The 16,541-nt window shown below is 61.5% G+C and carries 14 protein-coding genes, 1 tRNA gene and 1 other RNA gene; 2 read left to right on the top strand and 14 right to left on the bottom strand.

What is annotated here, in order from left to right:
- Positions 1-47: 47 nt before the first annotated feature.
- From HMPREF2943_RS12715 to ffs, 7 genes are all read right to left on the bottom strand, one after another.
- On the bottom strand, positions 48-422 hold the full coding sequence (locus HMPREF2943_RS12715; protein WP_371325732.1) for a DUF6973 domain-containing protein: 375 nt from the start codon (positions 420-422) through the stop codon (positions 48-50).
- A gap of 482 nt (positions 423-904) precedes the next feature.
- Positions 905-1,561, bottom strand: a complete 657-nt coding sequence (recR, locus tag HMPREF2943_RS03295; RefSeq protein ID WP_010190001.1) for a recombination mediator RecR — start codon at positions 1,559-1,561, stop codon at positions 905-907.
- A 114-nt stretch (positions 1,562-1,675) separates the two neighbouring features.
- The gene (locus tag HMPREF2943_RS03290; protein WP_010190004.1) at positions 1,676-2,056 is read right to left on the bottom strand and encodes a YbaB/EbfC family nucleoid-associated protein; all 381 of its coding nucleotides are present in this window, start codon (positions 2,054-2,056) and stop codon (positions 1,676-1,678) included.
- A 57-nt stretch (positions 2,057-2,113) separates the two neighbouring features.
- Complete coding sequence (locus HMPREF2943_RS03285; protein ID WP_070710792.1) at positions 2,114-4,711, bottom strand: DNA polymerase III subunit gamma and tau; 2,598 nt, start codon at positions 4,709-4,711, stop codon at positions 2,114-2,116.
- Between the two features lie 32 nt (positions 4,712-4,743).
- Complete coding sequence (locus HMPREF2943_RS03280; protein WP_080550381.1) at positions 4,744-5,358, bottom strand: suppressor of fused domain protein; 615 nt, start codon at positions 5,356-5,358, stop codon at positions 4,744-4,746.
- Positions 5,306-6,577: an aspartate aminotransferase type Ic gene (locus HMPREF2943_RS03275; protein ID WP_010190010.1), complete on the bottom strand. Its 1,272-nt coding sequence runs from the start codon at positions 6,575-6,577 to the stop codon at positions 5,306-5,308. The genes HMPREF2943_RS03280 and HMPREF2943_RS03275 overlap by 53 nt, the downstream gene beginning before the upstream one ends.
- 81 nt (positions 6,578-6,658) lie before the next feature.
- An RNA gene (ffs, locus tag HMPREF2943_RS03270) (signal recognition particle sRNA small type) lies at positions 6,659-6,757 on the bottom strand.
- A 166-nt stretch (positions 6,758-6,923) separates the two neighbouring features.
- On the opposite strand from ffs, the gene HMPREF2943_RS03265 reads away from it, so the two are divergent.
- Positions 6,924-7,012, top strand: a tRNA-Ser gene (locus HMPREF2943_RS03265).
- A gap of 236 nt (positions 7,013-7,248) precedes the next feature.
- On the opposite strand, the gene HMPREF2943_RS03260 is transcribed toward HMPREF2943_RS03265, so the two are convergent.
- Together HMPREF2943_RS03260 and gluQRS are read right to left on the bottom strand one after the other, a co-directional pair.
- Positions 7,249-7,584 carry a hypothetical protein gene (locus HMPREF2943_RS03260; protein WP_070444250.1) on the bottom strand — a complete coding sequence of 112 codons (336 nt, stop codon included), beginning with the start codon at positions 7,582-7,584 and terminating at the stop codon, positions 7,249-7,251.
- A gap of 11 nt (positions 7,585-7,595) precedes the next feature.
- Positions 7,596-8,537 (bottom strand): tRNA glutamyl-Q(34) synthetase GluQRS, encoded by a 942-nt coding sequence (gene gluQRS, locus HMPREF2943_RS03255; RefSeq protein ID WP_070710791.1) that lies wholly within the window; start codon positions 8,535-8,537, stop codon positions 7,596-7,598.
- Between the two features lie 58 nt (positions 8,538-8,595).
- Between gluQRS and HMPREF2943_RS03250 the strand changes: the two genes are divergently transcribed.
- Positions 8,596-9,936: a hypothetical protein gene (locus HMPREF2943_RS03250; protein WP_070710790.1), complete on the top strand. Its 1,341-nt coding sequence runs from the start codon at positions 8,596-8,598 to the stop codon at positions 9,934-9,936.
- A 28-nt stretch (positions 9,937-9,964) separates the two neighbouring features.
- On the opposite strand, the gene HMPREF2943_RS03245 is transcribed toward HMPREF2943_RS03250, so the two are convergent.
- Genes HMPREF2943_RS03245 through HMPREF2943_RS03225 form a run of 5 tightly spaced genes read right to left on the bottom strand, consistent with a single transcriptional unit; the run spans position 9,965 to position 16,519 of the window.
- Positions 9,965-10,459, bottom strand: a complete 495-nt coding sequence (locus HMPREF2943_RS03245) for a hypothetical protein (RefSeq protein WP_010188427.1) — start codon at positions 10,457-10,459, stop codon at positions 9,965-9,967.
- Positions 10,456-11,466, bottom strand: a complete 1,011-nt coding sequence (locus HMPREF2943_RS03240; protein ID WP_010188426.1) for a TRAFAC clade GTPase domain-containing protein — start codon at positions 11,464-11,466, stop codon at positions 10,456-10,458. The genes HMPREF2943_RS03245 and HMPREF2943_RS03240 overlap by 4 nt, the downstream gene beginning before the upstream one ends.
- Positions 11,466-12,425, bottom strand: a complete 960-nt coding sequence (locus HMPREF2943_RS03235) for a hypothetical protein (RefSeq protein WP_010188425.1) — start codon at positions 12,423-12,425, stop codon at positions 11,466-11,468. Before HMPREF2943_RS03235 ends, HMPREF2943_RS03240 begins: the two co-directional genes overlap by 1 nt.
- Positions 12,426-12,443: 18 nt before the next feature.
- On the bottom strand, positions 12,444-14,141 hold the full coding sequence (locus tag HMPREF2943_RS03230; RefSeq protein ID WP_070524552.1) for a GAP1-N2 domain-containing protein: 1,698 nt from the start codon (positions 14,139-14,141) through the stop codon (positions 12,444-12,446).
- Positions 14,142-14,143: 2 nt separating this feature from the next.
- A complete protein-coding gene (locus HMPREF2943_RS03225) occupies positions 14,144-16,519 on the bottom strand; it encodes a SaeA-related protein (RefSeq protein ID WP_070710789.1) in 2,376 nt (791 codons plus the stop codon).
- Positions 16,520-16,541: the final 22 nt, after the last annotated feature.

The raw sequence follows: 16,541 nt of genomic DNA, 5'->3' as shown, positions 1-16,541 counted from the left end.
CGCGCCATCATGCGTCTCATTAACATAAACCCCTTCTCGTGCCTATCCTAGGAAAGTGGAGATAGCAGTCCAATGCTAGCCCAGAGGGCGCACTGGTTCAGAGCAGAAGCTTCGTCGCCACTACTTGCGAAAGCAAATCCAAGAAATCGACCTTGGGCATTGTTATACAGGTCCATGCTGGTCTCATCCGCTGGCCCCTGAGCGACAGTTTCGTGGTTAGTAGCAATGCGTTCAGCTGCATCTGCACCGATTCTCATCGTCATCAGGGCATTCCACGAGCAGTGCCGAAAAACATCGCCCTTTCCATTGTGGAGTGATGTGGCGCCAGGAAACCGGTTCTGCGCTTCCATACTCGCGGTTGTGGCTGCCTGATTGGCGATGCCGCATGATACTACATCGACCAGCGCGATGCAGGACAGCATTTCAAGGCCCTGGATATATATCCGGTAGGGGTCCGACTGGGCGGTCGCAAAAGGCGCTACCTGAGGATTGATGTCAGTGACCCTGGCACGTTCAACTGCAGCAATGATTGCGCGTTGTTCATTAGCTGACAGGGATGCGAAGTAACCGTACGGGTCGGCTCGAAGTAGAAAGCCATCTTTACCAAACAGTTCAGTGCGCAGATTGGATCTTTGCCCTACTTGGAAGGATTTCAGCCTACAAATATGACCCAGATTTCAAGGATTTCGACTGGGCAATCAAGTATTTCGGAAACCGACTAGCCCATGCGAGTAGTCCCCACAGCAAGATTCGTGCCGCAGGAACAGGTCGGGACGTTTATGCGAATCATCTTGGCAGCTACCGCAGTTGTTTTTCCAAACCCGAAATCCCCATGAGTCCTACCGATATGGAAGCTCTGGCGAAAAAGTTCAACGGTTAATTCTCTATTTTCTGAAGCGCCGGTTTAAACCGTTAGGCGGCCGCTCAACGCACGCGAAAGCGTCAGCTCATCGACGAACTCAAGGTCGCCGCCCAGCGGCATGCCGGAAGCTAGGCGCGTGATTTTCAGTCCCGGGAAGTCTCGTAGCAGACGCACAAGATAAGCTGCGGTGGCCTCGCCCTCGGTGTTGGGATCGGTGGCGAGGATGACCTCGGTGATGTCCGGGGAGTCGTCGTAAAGCGGCTCCTCCGGGGTGGAGTCCGCCAGCTCTCGGTCCGGTAGCACGCCGCCGAGGCGCTGGAGTAGTTGCGAGATGTTGAGGTCCTTCGGGCCCACGTTCGCCAACGGATCGAGTGCGCCGCCGAGCACGTGATAGCGGCCGTCATATTCGCCGGTGCGCTCGATAACCTGAATGTCCTTGGGCTCTTCCACCACGCAGATGGTGGAAGCATCGCGCTGCGAATTGATACAGATGCGGCAGACTTCCTCGCGCGAAATATTGCAGCAGATGCGGCAGAAAGTCACACCATCACGCACTGCCCCCAGCGCCTTCTGGAGGCGATCAATCTCCTCTGGATCCTGATGCAACACGTGGAAGGCGATGCGTTGCGCTGACTTCGGGCCAATACCCGGCAGGCGCGAGAACTCATCGATGAGATCCTGCAGAGGTCCTTCAAACACGCAATGCTCCCCTCACTCAACAATCCCCTAAGCCCTAGCGGCTGGAGACACAACAAAAGGCCGCACTGCTCTCCACAAAGAGAGCAATCACGGCCTTTAAGTCTAACGCGCGACTTACTGGTTGCCGCCGAAGACATCCTGGATGGACGGACCATCGTAGTTCTGCTGGGACTGCCCCATGCCCTGGGACAGCGGGCCAATCTTCTCCTGGGCCAGGCGGCCAGCAGCAGCGTGAGCCTCCTTGAAGGCGCCAACGATGAGGTCCTGCAGGGTATCGATATCCTCCGGGTCGACGACGGACTTATCAATGGACACGCTCTGCAGCTCAGCGCCACCGGTCATGGTGACCTTCACCAGGCCATTGCCAGCGCTACCCTCAACGGTGGCGGCCAGGATTTCCTTCTGAGCCTTCTCCAGCTCAGCCTGGACGCGGGCGGCCTGCGCCAGGATCTCGTTCATGTCATTTGCCTGCTGCATCGGGTCGTTCTCAGTCATGCTAAAAATCCTTTCACACGGTTATTTTCACTACGGGCCAAGTGTACAGATGCCACGCTAGAGCCGCCGCGCTCCCAACTCCTGTGCGAGAAGCTCCATCGCGACTTCCGTGGCATTGCGGTGGTCCATCTCGCCGGCGTTCTGCGCGGCCTCCATCATCTCGCGTTCCTCATCCGCGCGGGTGTATTCCGGCTGCGAGGCGGGAGCTTGTTGAGGCGCAGACTGTTGCGGCGGGACAGGTGCTTGGCCTGCGCTTTCCGGCGCCCCACCCATCCCTGTCGGCGGACCGTAGTTCTCCGGTGGTGCTTCGAACTCACCCTCGTCCGGGCCCGGCTCCGGCGGCAGCGGAACGCCGTTGCCAAACTTGGGAACCTTGGAAAACTCTTCATCCCGCTGGGCTGCTACTTGGCTCGCTTGCGCGATGCGTGATCGCCATTGGCTGCCACGGGCCTCCCTCTTTGGGGGCACTGCTGCCCCGCGCGGGGCAGCTTCCGGTCGCGTGCCTGCCTCCTCGCGCGCACCGTGCTGAGACTGGGGCTGATCCGCCGTCATTTCAGACGACGGCCCCTGCTGCCCGATCCGACGCGGCGCGCCCCACGGGTCATCGCTAGCGTCGCCGCGTTCCTTCGCCTCGGGCTCGCTGGTCTTGTCGACCTCATCAGATTCTGTTGCGGCTGCGGAAGCTGGCGCAGTTTCGGAAGAGTGCGAATCAGTAGCGTTGTCCTGAGTCTCCGGACTCTCTGCCTCCTCGTCGGGCTCGGCGGCCTCACGTGGCGGTTGGTTGGGGTTCCACTGGGTACGTTGAACTGGCTCAGTCACCGTGAACCCGTGGGCCTTCGGGTCGGTGCCGATGACACACGTGACCTTCAGGGTGCGGTTGAGCTCCTCCTGAAGGACGGTCACGATGACCTCGTTGGTGCCTGGAGAATTGATGCGTTCCGCCAGCGCACCGGTGGTGTGCCCAAGAACCAGGGTGTCATCACGCACGCCGAGGACACGGGCTTCGGCAAGCATGATTTCAGCGACCTTGTTGCGACGGCCAATGGTGGCGCGCAGGTCCGACCACCGCCCGCGAATCTCCGCGGCTGGGTCGTGCGGCTGCTCAGGCTCAGGATGCTGTTCTTGAGCCTGTTCTTGTTGTTCCGTCTGCTCCTGTTGCTGCTGTTCCTGTTGCTGGCGCTCCGGCGGCTCTTGGCGCTGTTTAGCCTGGTCTGGCTGCGGCTCAGGCTGCGCCTCCGGCTGTGCAGGACGCTCTGGCACTTGGGGCTGCGAGTCCTCGGGGGCTGGGGGCTGCTGCACCTGCTGGACTGCTTCCTGAGCCTTGTCGGCCTGCTGCGGTTGCTGCAGTGGTTGCTGTTGCTGGGCCTCTTGCTTTGCTGCTTGACGGCTGCGGCGCTGCGCGATGATCGCCGCAGCGGCGGCCGCGGGATCCTGGGCGCTGGCGACCGCAGATTGCTGGCGCTGTGCAGGCGCGGTGGGCTGCCCTGCGGGTGCCGAAGGCTGCGCTCCCGCACCTTGCGGGGCAGCGGTGGGTAGCTGACCGGCCGCTGCCGCTGCGGGGGCGGCACCAACGATGAGGTGCGCACACAAAATTTCTAGAAGTAGCCGTGGGGACGTCGCTCCCCGCAGGGAGGACACGCGCTCGTTGACGGTTTCCGCCAGGTAGGCCAGCTGCGGGCCAGAGAAGCGCTGCGCCTGGGCAGTCAGTACTTCCCCGCGGTCAGTCGGAGCCGAGACCAAACCTTCCTCCAACGCGGATGGCACGGCCTGCAAGATCATCAAATCCCGCAAACGATCCAAGAGGTCAATAGCAAAACGACGGGGATCGTGGCCGGCTTCAATGACATCGTCGACAAGCCGGAAAAGCCCCGCTTTATCCTGGCTAGCCAGAGCCTCAATCGTGTTATCCAGCAAGCCCTCGTCCGTGACACCCAGAAGCGGACGGGCCACATCGTAGGTCAAGCCATCGGGCCCCGCGCCCGCCAACAGCTGGTCCAGGATGGATAACGTGTCACGCGGTGACCCGCCGCCGGCCTGGATGACCATGGGGTACACGGTGTCATCCACGTGGACGTTCTCCGAGGCCACGGTGCGCTCCAACAGCCCCTTCATCGCCGGCGGGGTTAGCAGGCGGAAGGGGTAGTGGTGGGTACGCGAGCGGATGGTGCCGATGATCTTTTCCGGCTCCGTCGTGGCAAAGATAAAGATCACGTGCTCCGGTGGCTCCTCCACCACCTTGAGCAAAGCATTGGCACCGGAGGCGGAAATCATGTGGGCCTCATCGATGATGAAGATGCGGTAGCGCGACTCCGCCGGCGCGTAGTAGGCGCGGTCACGCAGCTCACGCATGTCCTCGACACCATTGTGGGAAGCGGCATCGAGCTCCGTGACATCCAAGTTGCCCGGCCCGCCAGGGGCCAGCGAGACGCAGGAATCGCACACCCCGCACGGCGTGGAGGTGGGGCCCTGTTCGCAGTTCAGCGAGCGGGCCATGATGCGCGCAGACGACGTCTTTCCGCAGCCACGCGGGCCGGAAAAGAGGTAGGCATGGTTAATACGCCCCGCATCAAGGGCGGCGGACAACGGCGTGGTGACCTGCTCTTGGCCTACCACTTCCGCGAACGTTGCTGGACGATATTTCCGGTAAAGAGCCACGGTTAGTCAGTCTAGCGTCTCGCCCCGACACGTCACTCCGAGCGCTGCCAATCCAGTAGATCGATGCCTTGCTCCGCCACCGCCTGCTGCAGCGCCGGCACGCCTTCCTCGACGGCGTAGGCGTACTCGGCGTCGCTCAGCATCAGCAGTTGGCAGACCAGTGTCAGGCGGCCCTCCTCCGCCACCTGCGGGGTCTGGCCACCCCACAGGTACGGGGCGATGAGCATGCCATGACGCACGCTCACGTGGGCGAAGCGCTCGTCCCCTTCAGCAAAAAGTTTGGGCAGGAGCAAACCCGGCTGCGCGGGCAGCAAGCCTGCTGACTCTGTGAGCAATGCCGCTGCCGCACTCACTGCAGCAGCCGCTTCAGCCTGGTTGGTGCGGGCGACGGTGAGGAGCTCGCAGCGCACATCGATCCCCTGCTCGGCGTGCGCCAAGCCGGTATCGACGTCGGCGAAGCCACAAGTGACCGCAAGGGACTGCTCACCCTCCAGCGAAGCTAAGCCCAAGCGCTGCCCCTCGACATTCTTAAACGCCAGTTCAGCGGGAATAATCTGGTCGAGCCAGTAGGCCGTCTCGTCAGAGTTGATTGCCTTATGCCCCCAGCTTCTCCAGTGCGGCGAGCAGCACACAGGTGGCCACGCCATCCATTGCTGCCTCAACCTCTTCCTGCGGCGGCAGGGACGGGGCCAAGCGAATGTTGTGGTCCTTCTCGTCCTTGCCGTAGGGGAAGGCCGAGCCAGCCTTGGTCAGGAGAATGCCGGCATCGCGGGCCAGCTCCCACACGCGGGTCGCGGTGCCCTCCAGCACGTTCAGGGAGATGAAGTAGCCACCCTCCGGGTGGGTCCAATCAGCGATTTCGTGATGGGTGAGGTTCTTATCCAGGATGCGCAGAACCGCTTCGAACTTCGGCGCCAGCAGCGCAGCGTGGCGGCGCATAACCGCACGCACGCCCTCGGCGGACCCAAAGAACTCGTAGTGTGCCAGCTGGTTAATCTTGTTCGGGCCAATGCCGCGGATTCCGGCATGTTCCAGGTACCACTTCAGGTTGTCCGCGGAGGATCCGAAGAAGCTCACGCCGGAGCCAGCGAAGGTGATCTTCGACGACGAGGACATAGCCCAGAAGCGGTCCGGGTTACCTTCCTGCTCTGCAATCTCCAGAATCGGCAGAACCTCCGGGAAGTCCTCGGTCAGCGTGTGCACGGCATAAGCGTTATCCCACACGATGCGGAAGTCCGGTGCACCGGTCTCCATCGCTGCAAGGCGGCGAGTCTTCTCTTCAGAGATGACAGCGCCCGAAGGGTTGGAGAACATCGGCACTACCCACATGCCCTTGACCTGCGGGTCCTTGGCCAGCTCCTCTACCGCCTCGATGTCCGGGCCGTCTTCTTCCATCGGCACCGAAATCAGCTCGAAGCCGAAGGATTCCGTGATGGCGAAGTGGCGGTCATATCCCGGGGTGGGGCAGATCCACTTGATGGTCTCTTCCTTGGACCACGGCTTCTCAGAGCTGTTGGTGCCGAAGGTGTAGGCCCACAGGATGAGGTCATACATGATGTTGAGGGAGGAAGAATCCGCCGCGATGAGGAGCTCCGGATCCATGTTGGTGAGCTTGCCCCACAGTTCACGCAGCTCCTTGATGCCCTTCTGGTTACCGTAGTTACGCAGGTCATTGCCTGCGGCATCGGTGTAGTGGCCGCGGCCCGGCAGGACGAGCAGATCATTGGACAGATCAAGCTGAGCCTTAGACGGCTTTCCTCGGGTCAAGTCAAGTTCCAAACCCTCAGCCTTGAGGGCCTCGTAGTCCTTGCGCACCTGCGCGGCAAGCTCAGTAAGCTCGGACTTTTCAAGATTAAGAAGAGACATCCGTCTTCCTTCCGGGACGTAGTGCGGACATATGGCAACCATACTAACGCCCCGTTACATCCCCCGTGTTAAAGCACACAAAATAAAAGGGGACCCCGCGCACCCGCCAGAGCCTCCTGACCCTTGCTGCATTCCTGCCCTGGGGGAGTTCAGAGGATGGACGCCACGCGGAATCCTGCGGTCTAGCCTAGCGTGCCTTGCTTGTCGACGCCAAACCGCTCCCCCACCGCCCGGCTCCCGCTCCGCTTCCAAGCGCACTTCTTACCTCGCGCCCCTAAATCCTCAAGTTCTTCGCGCTGACCTGGCGATTTTGCTTCATTAGGGGGCTCATGTAATGTTTCTCAGCGGAGGATTCGACTAGCGGCCTATGTCACACGCCTGGAACGCGTGCGGGAGTCACATCCCTCAGGGGTTCAAATCCCCTATCCTCCGCCACTGGGAAATCCCGGGCTTCACAGCATCACGCTAAGAGGTCCGGGATTTCTCGCATTTAGCACTGCGGACCCTTAAGCCTTAAGCCGCCCGGGCAAAAGGAACCAAAGTAGGGGAACCATTTGCGGGACCCCAGACGGAAAACCCCAGGTGATTACATGTGATTCTTCGCATAAGGTGTCAGCACTTTGGTTTCTTTGCAGCCCGTCTGCCAGCCGTGCAATCCAACCCAAACGCTGTTAATCGAACTCGGGAGCCTCGTAGCCGTCTTCCTTGAGCCACTCCACGTGTGGCGGGGTGTTCATGCCCCACTCGGTGCGGGCAAGCAGGAAGGCCTCTTTCACCTCGGCCTCGCCATAGCCGCCATCGCGCAGGTACTGGCGGAAACCGTTGGGCCCAGGTTCTTTGATCCAGAGCCACACGTAGTCATCCAGTGTGCTATCCCCCAGGATGTCTTCCATGCCCGCCGGCAGCAGCTCACGCCCAGCGCGCACGCGCTCCTCCAAGTCCTCTTCGAAGAAGTCATAGAGGTAGTCCAGACCGTCTTCCAGATGGGCGTACTCAAAGGCTTCCATGCTGCTCCGTTCTACACCGTTCCATCCCAGACAAAGGGCTCCCGTGAAAGCTTATCGGGGATAAAGCGTTCGAGGAGGTCCGCGGCGGTATTAATCCCTTCGGCGTCATATCCCAGCGAGCGGGAGAGCAGGCGGATCACATCGCTTAGTTCTCGCCCCGGATCCGCGAGTAACTGGCGGAGAGTTACTGCCCCATCGCGCTTGGACAGGCGGACGTTGTCCGAATTCAGCACGAGCGGGACATGAACGAACTCCGGCTCCGGATAGCCCAGCTTGTGCGCCAGGTAGGCCTGACGCGGGGCGGAAGACAGCAAGTCATCGCCGCGCACGATCTGATCGACACCTTGGAAGGCATCGTCAACGACAACCGCCAAGTTATAGGCCCAGTCCATACCCTGGCTCGGATCCGCCGGGGGCTGGCCGCCACGGCGCAAGATGAAGTCATCCACCTCCCCGGTGTACTCGCCGGCGAAGGCGTCATGGATGGTGAAGGAGGAGACGTCAGCACGCAAGCGTATGGCGGGCACGCGGTTCTGGGCGGCGAGCTCGGCGCGTTTGGCCTTGCGCTCGGCGTCACTGAGATCGCGGCACGTTCCCGGATACTGCCCAGGAATAGTATGCGGCGCACGGGAAGCTTCCTGGATATCTTTGCGCGAGCAGTAACACTCAAAGGTAGGAAGCTGCGCCAGCGCCGCCTCATAAGCCGCATAGCGATCCTGCTGGTAGATGACTTCCCCGTCCCAGTCCAGGCCGAGCGCGGCAAGGTCCTCCAACTGGCGTTGTGCCGACTCCCGGGAGGAGCGCTGCGTGTCAATGTCTTCTACGCGAACAAGGAAGCGGCGCCCACTGCTTCGGGCGTAGAGCCAAGCCAGCAACGCCGTGCGCAGGTTACCCAGATGCAGATCTCCGGACGGGCTCGGGGCATAGCGCCCAGCGGGGCTGAGAAAATCCATGGCAACCAGTCTACGAGGAGTCCCGCGCGCGTCGGGGTCCTCTACTAGAATCTCCCCCATGGCTTCTGATGCGACGTATCCCCTGCTTGATTCTGCCGACGCCGAGAAGATGCTCGCCTTCGCGCGGGCCCAGGCGCCGGGGGTTTCTCTCCCCACCGATGAATCCGCCCACATTGATGAGCAGATCAACCGAGTACTCGCAGATGACAGGTTCTTGGGCAGCGTGGAGGACGCCGTCCCCGCCGCCCAGTACCTAGAAGCCCGCGAAACCCTTCGCGTGGCTGCCGGCACCATCGAGAACATCGACGATTCTCTCACCATTGCCTCACTGGGCGCGCTGACCGGACAGCCTGCGCTCGTGGCTACCGGCTATACCCGCGTGGCCCGCGCATGGCTGGATAACAACAACACTGAAGCGGCAGAGAAATTCGCAGCCAAGGCCGCTGCAGCTGGCGACGACACGGCGTTGAATGAAATTGCCGCAGCGCGCACCGCGGCCAGCCAAAAAGACTTCTCTGAATCCGCCCCCACCAGCGCGGAGGTGTCCTCCGGCTCCGCCAGCAACACCTCAAGCACCGACAGCAATGTATCACTGGCCGTGCTCCAAGAGCGCCTAGAATCTGCCAAGAGCGGTGAAGCGAGTGCAGTGAAAGGACACGCTGCTGAATTCGTGGCTATCAACGACGCCGTCACTGGAGGAGATTTCGACGGCGCAGGGGCCACGATGGGTGACATCCTCCGCACCATCCTCGAGTCCGCCGTGGGCGCGCTGTGGGCATCTAATTCTGCCGCCGACTGCGAGCGCGTGGCTACGCAATCTTTCACCATCCTCTCCAACGCACGGGCGGACGAGGAGTACCAGCAGCTCCCCGCAGTGATGCTAGCCCGCTTCTATAGCGATGCTGCACAGCACTCTTCTTCAGACTTAGAGCAGCGCGTGGCCTGCTTTGCCGCTGCTGCCCGCGAGTTCCAACGCTGCGGAGACCTCGATGGCGAGCTCCATGCTTTGCTCAAGACCGTGGCCCTCGATGTTCGCCACAGCGATCCAGAGGAGGCCTATGACATCTTGGCCTCGCGCTACGTGGATTCGCTCAAGCTCCAGAGCCTTCCCGTATCCGCCAAGTGGACCGTCCTGTATTCCGAAAGCCTCCGCTTGCAGGCGCAGGACATGTTTAAATCCACCCAGGTTTTGCTCGATTTCTTGGACCGGCACTCTGTCGCCGAAGCCACGACGCCGTCGGAGCAAAACGCCATGGCGGAGGTCGCCGAACTTTTAGGTGATCGCTACTCTTCCGCCGACGCAACAGACCGCGCGCGCAAGATGTACCACCTTGCGTTCAACCTCTTTGCCAAGGCCAATAATGTGCGCGCTCTCGAGGAGCTGCGCAAGAAGGCCTAAGCCCCGCGGTGCACGGGGCCTAGGCTTGTCACGCTTGGCCGCCGAACCACTGCCGGTTCGCAGGCAGCCACAGCAGCACAATGACCACCGCCGATGCGATGGACGCGGGCATGACCGAACTCGCCGGAATGAGCAGCACCACGATGGCGCTGATAACGGTCAGCGCAATCCGCGCGGACTGCTGCGCGTGCAGCACATAGGTGGTGAGGGCACACACCAAGAGAACCAGTACGGCAAGTAACACGCCGAGCTCAGTGGAGAGCTGGTCCGTGCGGCTTACCGCCGCCGGGCTGTTTTCAAAGGCGATGAGCCGGCAGATGTTGTATACCGCGTAGCTCGTGATGAAGACCTCCAGTACCGCTGCAATCTTCAACGGCCACGGTGCCCATTGCGCCTTCATATCGGCGGCACGGCGGGTCTGACGGACAGAATCGGTGACTGCACCGTAGCGATAGTCCGGTGCGGGCGCGGCAGGCGAGCCTGTCGGCGGGGTTCCTGGGGGTTGTGGGCTACCGAAAGTCATGACACATCCTGCGCAAAGACGCCGCGTTGGCTCAGCAACCAACGAATGGGATCCAGAACGCGGTAGGGCGCAATGCCGCTGCGGGCTAGCTGGCGGCCCGTCGGGGCCTCACCCAACGCGGAGACCACGAAGAAGCTACCGCCACGCGGAGCTGCCGAATAGATCTTGTTGATGAGGTCATTAGCACCTAAGAAGCGCAACAGCGATTCGGCTTCAAGGTGGACCATCCAGCGGTCCGAATCGCGGAAGTTCCACCCGGTATCCCGGCGGAAAGCGGAGCCGCGGTTGGCCATGAGTTTCTTCCAACGCACGTCATCCACCTGCTCAAGTTTCTGCACCGTGTCGAACTTCGAGATGGTCACGGCCAGTGGCGGCGGGGTATCCGTATCGAGCAGCGCCAGCAGGTTGTCCAGAACCCGCAGGGAATCCGCACCGAGCTCACCAATATTGGGAATCAGACCGTGGATAAAGTCCTGAATTTGCTGCACACGCAGCGGGTCAAAGAGGAAAATCACCAAATCCGCGTGGGAGAAGAAAGCGAGGTTCTCGCGGTCGGCTTCGTTCTCTGGCGGGTTCTCCAAGTCTTCGCCCGCCACGTCGCGGAAGACCAAGTAATTCATGCGCTCGTGTCCCTGTTCATCAGGCCACTTACCGAGCTCAAAAATCAGTGGGTCGCGCTGGTAGGCGTCGGTAGCCACCGCACTTGGCGTGGGGTCCATGGCACGCATCTCCTCAAAGAGCGGCTTCTCATAAACCTCGGCGTAGCGCTCGCGCGTGGATTCATCCGCCGCTTGGACGGAGCGGTTGTGCTTGTGCGCCAGCTGCTTGAGCTGCTTGATCATCACCGCGGTGTAGAGCGACTTACCGGAGTTACGCGCGCCGGCCATGGCCACGCAATGTGTCACGGCGTCGGTCCATCCCTGCGGCAGCTCCCGGTTGGTGTATGGGCTTACCGTCACACCATCCTCGAGCGGTTTAAAGGTCCACGGGCAACGTGCCTGGCTCATTAGTTCCTCTCTTTCAGCATGGCAGTGACGCGGTCAGTCAATTCCGAAAGCTCCGTGTTCGCGCCGGATTCGAGCTGCTTGACGACGTCCCCGTCGATCACCGCGTACGCCACATGAGCCGGGGTTCCGTTGATTCGCGCGAGCTCCAGCTCCTGGCGTCCGATAGCGCTCGTGATGAGCACGACGGTGGGCACCTGGGTTTCCAGCATGGAAGTCACGGGAGAATCGGTGACGTAGATGACCAGCGAGGACGTGGAGGTGAGAGTCGGCAAGCGCCACGGCCGCTGACCTACACGCTCCGCTCCACTATCAATGACGTCCGCGATGAAACGGGTCAGCTCATCCACCTTATGGGTCTCGATGCTGTCCTGCCCATCAGTGGCGCGGAAGTGCCGGAAGGCATCCGAGAGCGCATCGATATATTTGGCGGTCGCCTCGACGATCTTCGGTGTGACATTGATCTGCATGGAGGCGGAACCATCGACGACCACGGTGACATTATCAAGGCCTGCGACATCCAGCTCCGCGCGACGCATCTTGGAGCGCACCTCGCGGGCGGAATCGGTGATTCCGGCGCCTTCGGTCGTGCCGAATGCTTCTAAGTGGTAGCTGCCGGATTCCGGGGTGACCTCGGCGAGGCGTTCGGCGGAGTCCTCGGCGGCGTCGATAAGCACGCGCGGGAACGTCACCGAATCACTCGAGTTGCTCACCGTCAGGCGGACCTCGCTGCGCAGGCCGAAGGTCCCATTCCGCTTCGGGCGCACGACGATGGTGGCGCGCTCGGGCAGGGAGTGCACCATGATGGAGAGGTCGTGGACGCGCACGGCATCAACGCCTTCTCCCAAAATCGCCAGCTCCATGGAGGCGCCGCCGGTTCCCATCTCGAAGGCTTCGACGCGCAGGATGCCGTCTGAGCCGATGCGGCGGGACTCTCCGTCCCGCAGTGTGTATTTAGCCATGACGCTTATTTCCTTCTCTTACCTTCCGTGGAATCCCATGTTTCGACCGTGCTCACCGAGAGCTGCTCCCCGGTGTTGCCATGCTGTGTTCGGTTCAAAATGCGATGGGCCCGGTCGTTGCTGCATGGGAGCTGAGCGCTCCGCCAGCAACTGTGTCGTGCCATCTAGCAACATGGCGACGCGCCCCGTGGCATAGCGCTCGCAATGATCCAGTGCGATGATTCCGGCGAAGTGCGTAGCGGTGAGGTATCCGATGTGCTCGAGCTCGCGGTCCTCCCAGGGCTGCAGGGCATCCTCTGCTAGGAGGTTGAAATCCCGCGGGAAGTAGAAAACCCAGGAGGCAACAATCGCGGACATCAACAGCTTGTCCAACCCCTCACCCAACGAGTTTTTATCGAGGTAGGCCAGCTGGATGGAGCGACCACGGTGGGTATCAAGGTGCTCGATCCACCAGCGCGGATCGAATTCCTTGAGCCTATGCCACTCCTCGGCGCTGAGCCCAGGAACGTTGGCGTTGCCGCCCGACGCCGTTGCCGGCGCGGTGTCTGCACCAGCTGACGGCGCGGCCTCCGCCTTCGTGGCAAAAGGGTTCTCCTGCGCCGTGTTCGGCTCAGGCGCATCGAGGGGATTTGGCGGAGTACCCGCGGGTCCATGACCCGGGAGCGCAAAAGGTGAGGAGTCTGCGATAGGTGCTCCGAAATCAGCTGGGTCCTGACCCCAAGAATCGTCAAAGCTCTGCGCGTCTCGCTGTGCAGGTTCGCTACCCGTTGCAGCGTTCTCCTCTGCTATGGGTGTCGAAACAGTGCGCTGCTCGGCCTGCTCTTGCTGTGGCTCCGGAGCCGCAGACTCAGCTTCTTCCGCGGCATTTTCTGCATAGGAGCTGACGTCTGGCAGGGCCTCATCGAGGGCGAACACGACCGGATTGCCGGGGATCGCCGTCTCCGCGAGACGCTGCTTCTCGCTCGGCGGCACCACGAGCATGGTGGAGGTGCTCAGCGGGAACTCATTGATGGCGGCGGCTTTTTCAAAAGTGGAGAAGCCGAAACCATCCTCCCCCACCTCGCGGGCGGTGGCAGCAATCCACAGCGCTGCCTGGTTATCAGGGGCCACGAGGATGACCAGGCCGTTGCGGGAATTCAACACTGTGGCCATGGCAGAAACCAGCGCACGGTTGAAGCTCGGATTCGGGTTCGGGGCTACCGCCTTGAACGGTGCGGGAAGCTTCTCTGGGTAGCGGAATTCGCCATCCAAAAACTCTTCCAACAACACGTCCGAGTGCAACGGTCCGCGCGCTGAGATCTTTTCCGGAATCTGCACCTTATCCACCTCGTAGATGGAAAAAGGTGCTGGGATGTCAGGAGAAAACAGGACCGTCGCCGGTGCCGGCGGGGTTCCCGTGCGCGAAATCGAGGTGTAGGTAAAGACGTTGCCGCCGCGGCCGGTCGCATCCAGGCCCGCGGGGACGGATACCATGGTGACCCACTTTTCCGCCTCAGGGGTGAGCGCAAAGACCGCTGTACGGCGAACCAGTTCCGCGCGCTGCTGGGCAGAGGGGAAATCCGGGATCGTCGTGCCGTTGTTGAGAGAGGTCGGCACGAAGGACACGAGCTCAGCCAACTCTTCTTGGGTGATATCACCGGCCTTCTGGCCTACACCCCAGCCACCGGCGCGGCCATTGGCACGGGAAAATGATGCATAGCTAAAGGCGCCGCCCATAACTACTGGCCTCCTTGAAAGTACTGATCCTGCGAATAATCCTGCCCGTAGTTCTGCTGGTCGTAGTTCTGCTGCTCATACTGCGCCTCATAGTTCGGAGCCTGATTCTGCACGGGTGGGTACAGCCCCAGTCGGTAGGACACATCGCCTTCTACCACCACAGCTTTATCTGATGCGCTCAGCGTCGAGGAAGCATCGCTGTAGCTTTCCGAGAAACCACTGAAGGCATCATCACCACCGAAGCTGTCGAACGAGGTATCAACCTGGCTATCAAAGCCCTCGACGGCGAACAGGCGGATGAAGCCGCCGCGCTGAATGCGCTCGCCTAATGCCACCGTGAAATCTGGGTGCTGCCCGCGCATCGGGCCCAAGCCATGAGCCACGTGCGTGGTGCTCTGCAGATTGGTCTCCACAATGCCGAGCGCCTCGCCGTCTTCGGGGAAAAGCGGCAGGCGGTCAGCTCGGTAGACCACCTGGCAGGAGAACTGGCGCTTATCGCCGTTGCCCAAGCTCCAGAGGAACACCCTGGCTTGGCCTTGGGAGGAATCGACCTCAAAGTCATAGGTCACTGGGCGCAGACCTTCGTACTGGATCACGCGCTCATTGCCCTCGGTGCGCTTGCCTGCGAAGACCGCATAAGGCTTCAGCCGCACGGTATCACCGTGCTGATCGAGGTGCAGGCGGATGCCTCCCTGGAGGTCGTAGTCCTCTTCGCGGATCTGATCGTGCTCGCGGTTGGTGGAGTACTCCACCGCCGTTGCACCCTTCGGCCAATCGAAGGTAATGAGCTGGCTGTCCACGCGCTCAATGAGCCGGAACTGGTCATCTTCAATGGACTGCACGCGCTGCAGCACCTTGGATTCACCTACCCAGGCATCAGCATCGTTGAAGTTCACTGGGGTGATGTAAACCTCGTACCAATCTGGCGGCCACGGCACCGTGGTGGTTTGGAAGGAGCCCGGTTCGGACACACCGCGGGTCTCACTGATAGCACTCGACAGTGCGCTTTCGACGTAGGTCTTCGGCACTGCGGACGTGCGCAGGTCCGCCTGCGGGGCGGTGGGCGTGAGATAAATCTTTACCTCGCCGGTCTTAGGCGAGTACCAATCCACCTCGATGGTGTCCTGTCCGTATTCGCTGCGGCGCTCGCAACGGGAGAGCTCCAGCTTCTCCAGCTCGCTGGCGAGCTTCACGGAGCGCTGGACTGCGACTTCGTCTTGGCTTTGCTCAGTAGCGCCGTGGAACTCCGCCTGGCCCAGCAAGGAGATGACGACGGTCTGTCCGGTCTCTTGCACCGGAATAGTCGCCTTGCGCCCGCTGCTGTCCACGTCTTGTTCGAAGCGCGGGGACAGCTTTTCCTTCTCGCTATCGCGGCAGGCATAAACCATGGCGCTCGAGTGCCCCGGCAGCAGGTCCCAAGACACCTGAATGGCGCCCTTGATGGTGGACACCTGAACGTTCACCGGCGGGAAGACCACGCCCGTGTCTCCCATGAATACCGGCTGGCTGTTGACAAGCTCACGAAGGTCGCGGCCCTTATAAGCCCATACCGCGTAGTGGCGCAAGCCTGTCTCGCCCGGCTCGTGTTCACGGTAGGCGGTTCCCTTCGTGTAGACGAGGGTGTCACCGGCATCCGGGGACGCCACCATCTCTGCGTCATCGGCGACGACTCGGTAGAACACCACCTCATCCGGCGCGTGCTCGAGCTCCGGCCACCACAGGCGCACCGGATGGCGCTGATCGGAATCCTCCGGCTCCGGTTCTGGCTCTATGCCGTAGCCAGGCTCTTCTTGAGATTCCTGCTCCAGCGCCGCCTCTTGCGGCACCTCGACTTCAAACTCGATGCCGGGGGCTTCCCAGTTCGGGTCCTGGCGAAACTGGTACTCCGCCTTAATCCCGAAACCAGGGATGGTGATGTAGTCCTCTTCGTTAACCTGAGTCTTTTGCTCTTCCTCTGCCTGCAGTGCCTCCCACTCGGCGAAGAAATCGTGCGGCTGTGCCGCTGCTTGCGCCGGTTGGGGTTGAGCCGCGGAACCTGTCTGCGCTACACCGGCGGCTGCAGCGGCACGCTGTGCTTGCTCGCGTTGGCGGGCCTGCGCTTCAGCCTGTGCGGCGCGCTCGCGTTCTGCGCGCTCCTGTGCCGCGCGCTCCTGCGCAGCACGTTCCTGGTCCACCGCAGCATTGCGCGCCTGCGCGCTCAGCTCCGGGTACTCCACCGCTTCGCCGTTATACGCGGCGGCAATCTGCTCGGCGAACTGCCTAAACGGCGCTGATACAGCTGCACGCACATCATCGGCGTTTACGCGCTTGAGCTGGTGCAGGGACTTAAGCTCACTCAGCGGCACATCCGCAATCGAAGGTTTCTGATTGTGTGTCATCAACGTTCCTTAAGAAGGTCTC

The sequence above is a fragment of the Corynebacterium sp. HMSC072D12 genome, assembly GCF_001813925.1.
Lineage (GTDB): Bacteria > Actinomycetota > Actinomycetes > Mycobacteriales > Mycobacteriaceae > Corynebacterium > Corynebacterium aurimucosum.
Note: the sequence above shows the minus strand (reverse complement) of the source record. Positions and strands in the feature narration are given on the sequence as shown.

Bases quoted from the DNA above. Each gene is read 5' to 3' on its own strand.
- HMPREF2943_RS12715 (WP_371325732.1), bottom strand. From the start codon at position 422: ATGCTGTCCTGCATCGCGCTGGTCGATGTAGTATCATGCGGCATCGCC.
- gluQRS (WP_070710791.1), bottom strand. From the start codon at position 8,537: ATGGATTTTCTCAGCCCCGCTGGGCGCTATGCCCCGAGCCCGTCCGGA.
- HMPREF2943_RS03260 (WP_070444250.1), bottom strand. From the start codon at position 7,584: ATGGAAGCCTTTGAGTACGCCCATCTGGAAGACGGTCTGGACTACCTC.
- HMPREF2943_RS03275 (WP_010190010.1), bottom strand. From the start codon at position 6,577: ATGTCTCTTCTTAATCTTGAAAAGTCCGAGCTTACTGAGCTTGCCGCG.
- HMPREF2943_RS03235 (WP_010188425.1), bottom strand. From the start codon at position 12,425: ATGGCTAAATACACACTGCGGGACGGAGAGTCCCGCCGCATCGGCTCA.
- HMPREF2943_RS03245 (WP_010188427.1), bottom strand. From the start codon at position 10,459: ATGACTTTCGGTAGCCCACAACCCCCAGGAACCCCGCCGACAGGCTCG.
- HMPREF2943_RS03280 (WP_080550381.1), bottom strand. From the start codon at position 5,358: ATGGCGTGGCCACCTGTGTGCTGCTCGCCGCACTGGAGAAGCTGGGGG.
- HMPREF2943_RS03230 (WP_070524552.1), bottom strand. From the start codon at position 14,141: ATGGGCGGCGCCTTTAGCTATGCATCATTTTCCCGTGCCAATGGCCGC.
- HMPREF2943_RS03240 (WP_010188426.1), bottom strand. From the start codon at position 11,466: ATGAGCCAGGCACGTTGCCCGTGGACCTTTAAACCGCTCGAGGATGGT.
- HMPREF2943_RS03290 (WP_010190004.1), bottom strand. From the start codon at position 2,056: ATGACTGAGAACGACCCGATGCAGCAGGCAAATGACATGAACGAGATC.
- HMPREF2943_RS03225 (WP_070710789.1), bottom strand. From the start codon at position 16,519: ATGACACACAATCAGAAACCTTCGATTGCGGATGTGCCGCTGAGTGAG.
- HMPREF2943_RS03250 (WP_070710790.1), top strand. From the start codon at position 8,596: ATGGCTTCTGATGCGACGTATCCCCTGCTTGATTCTGCCGACGCCGAG.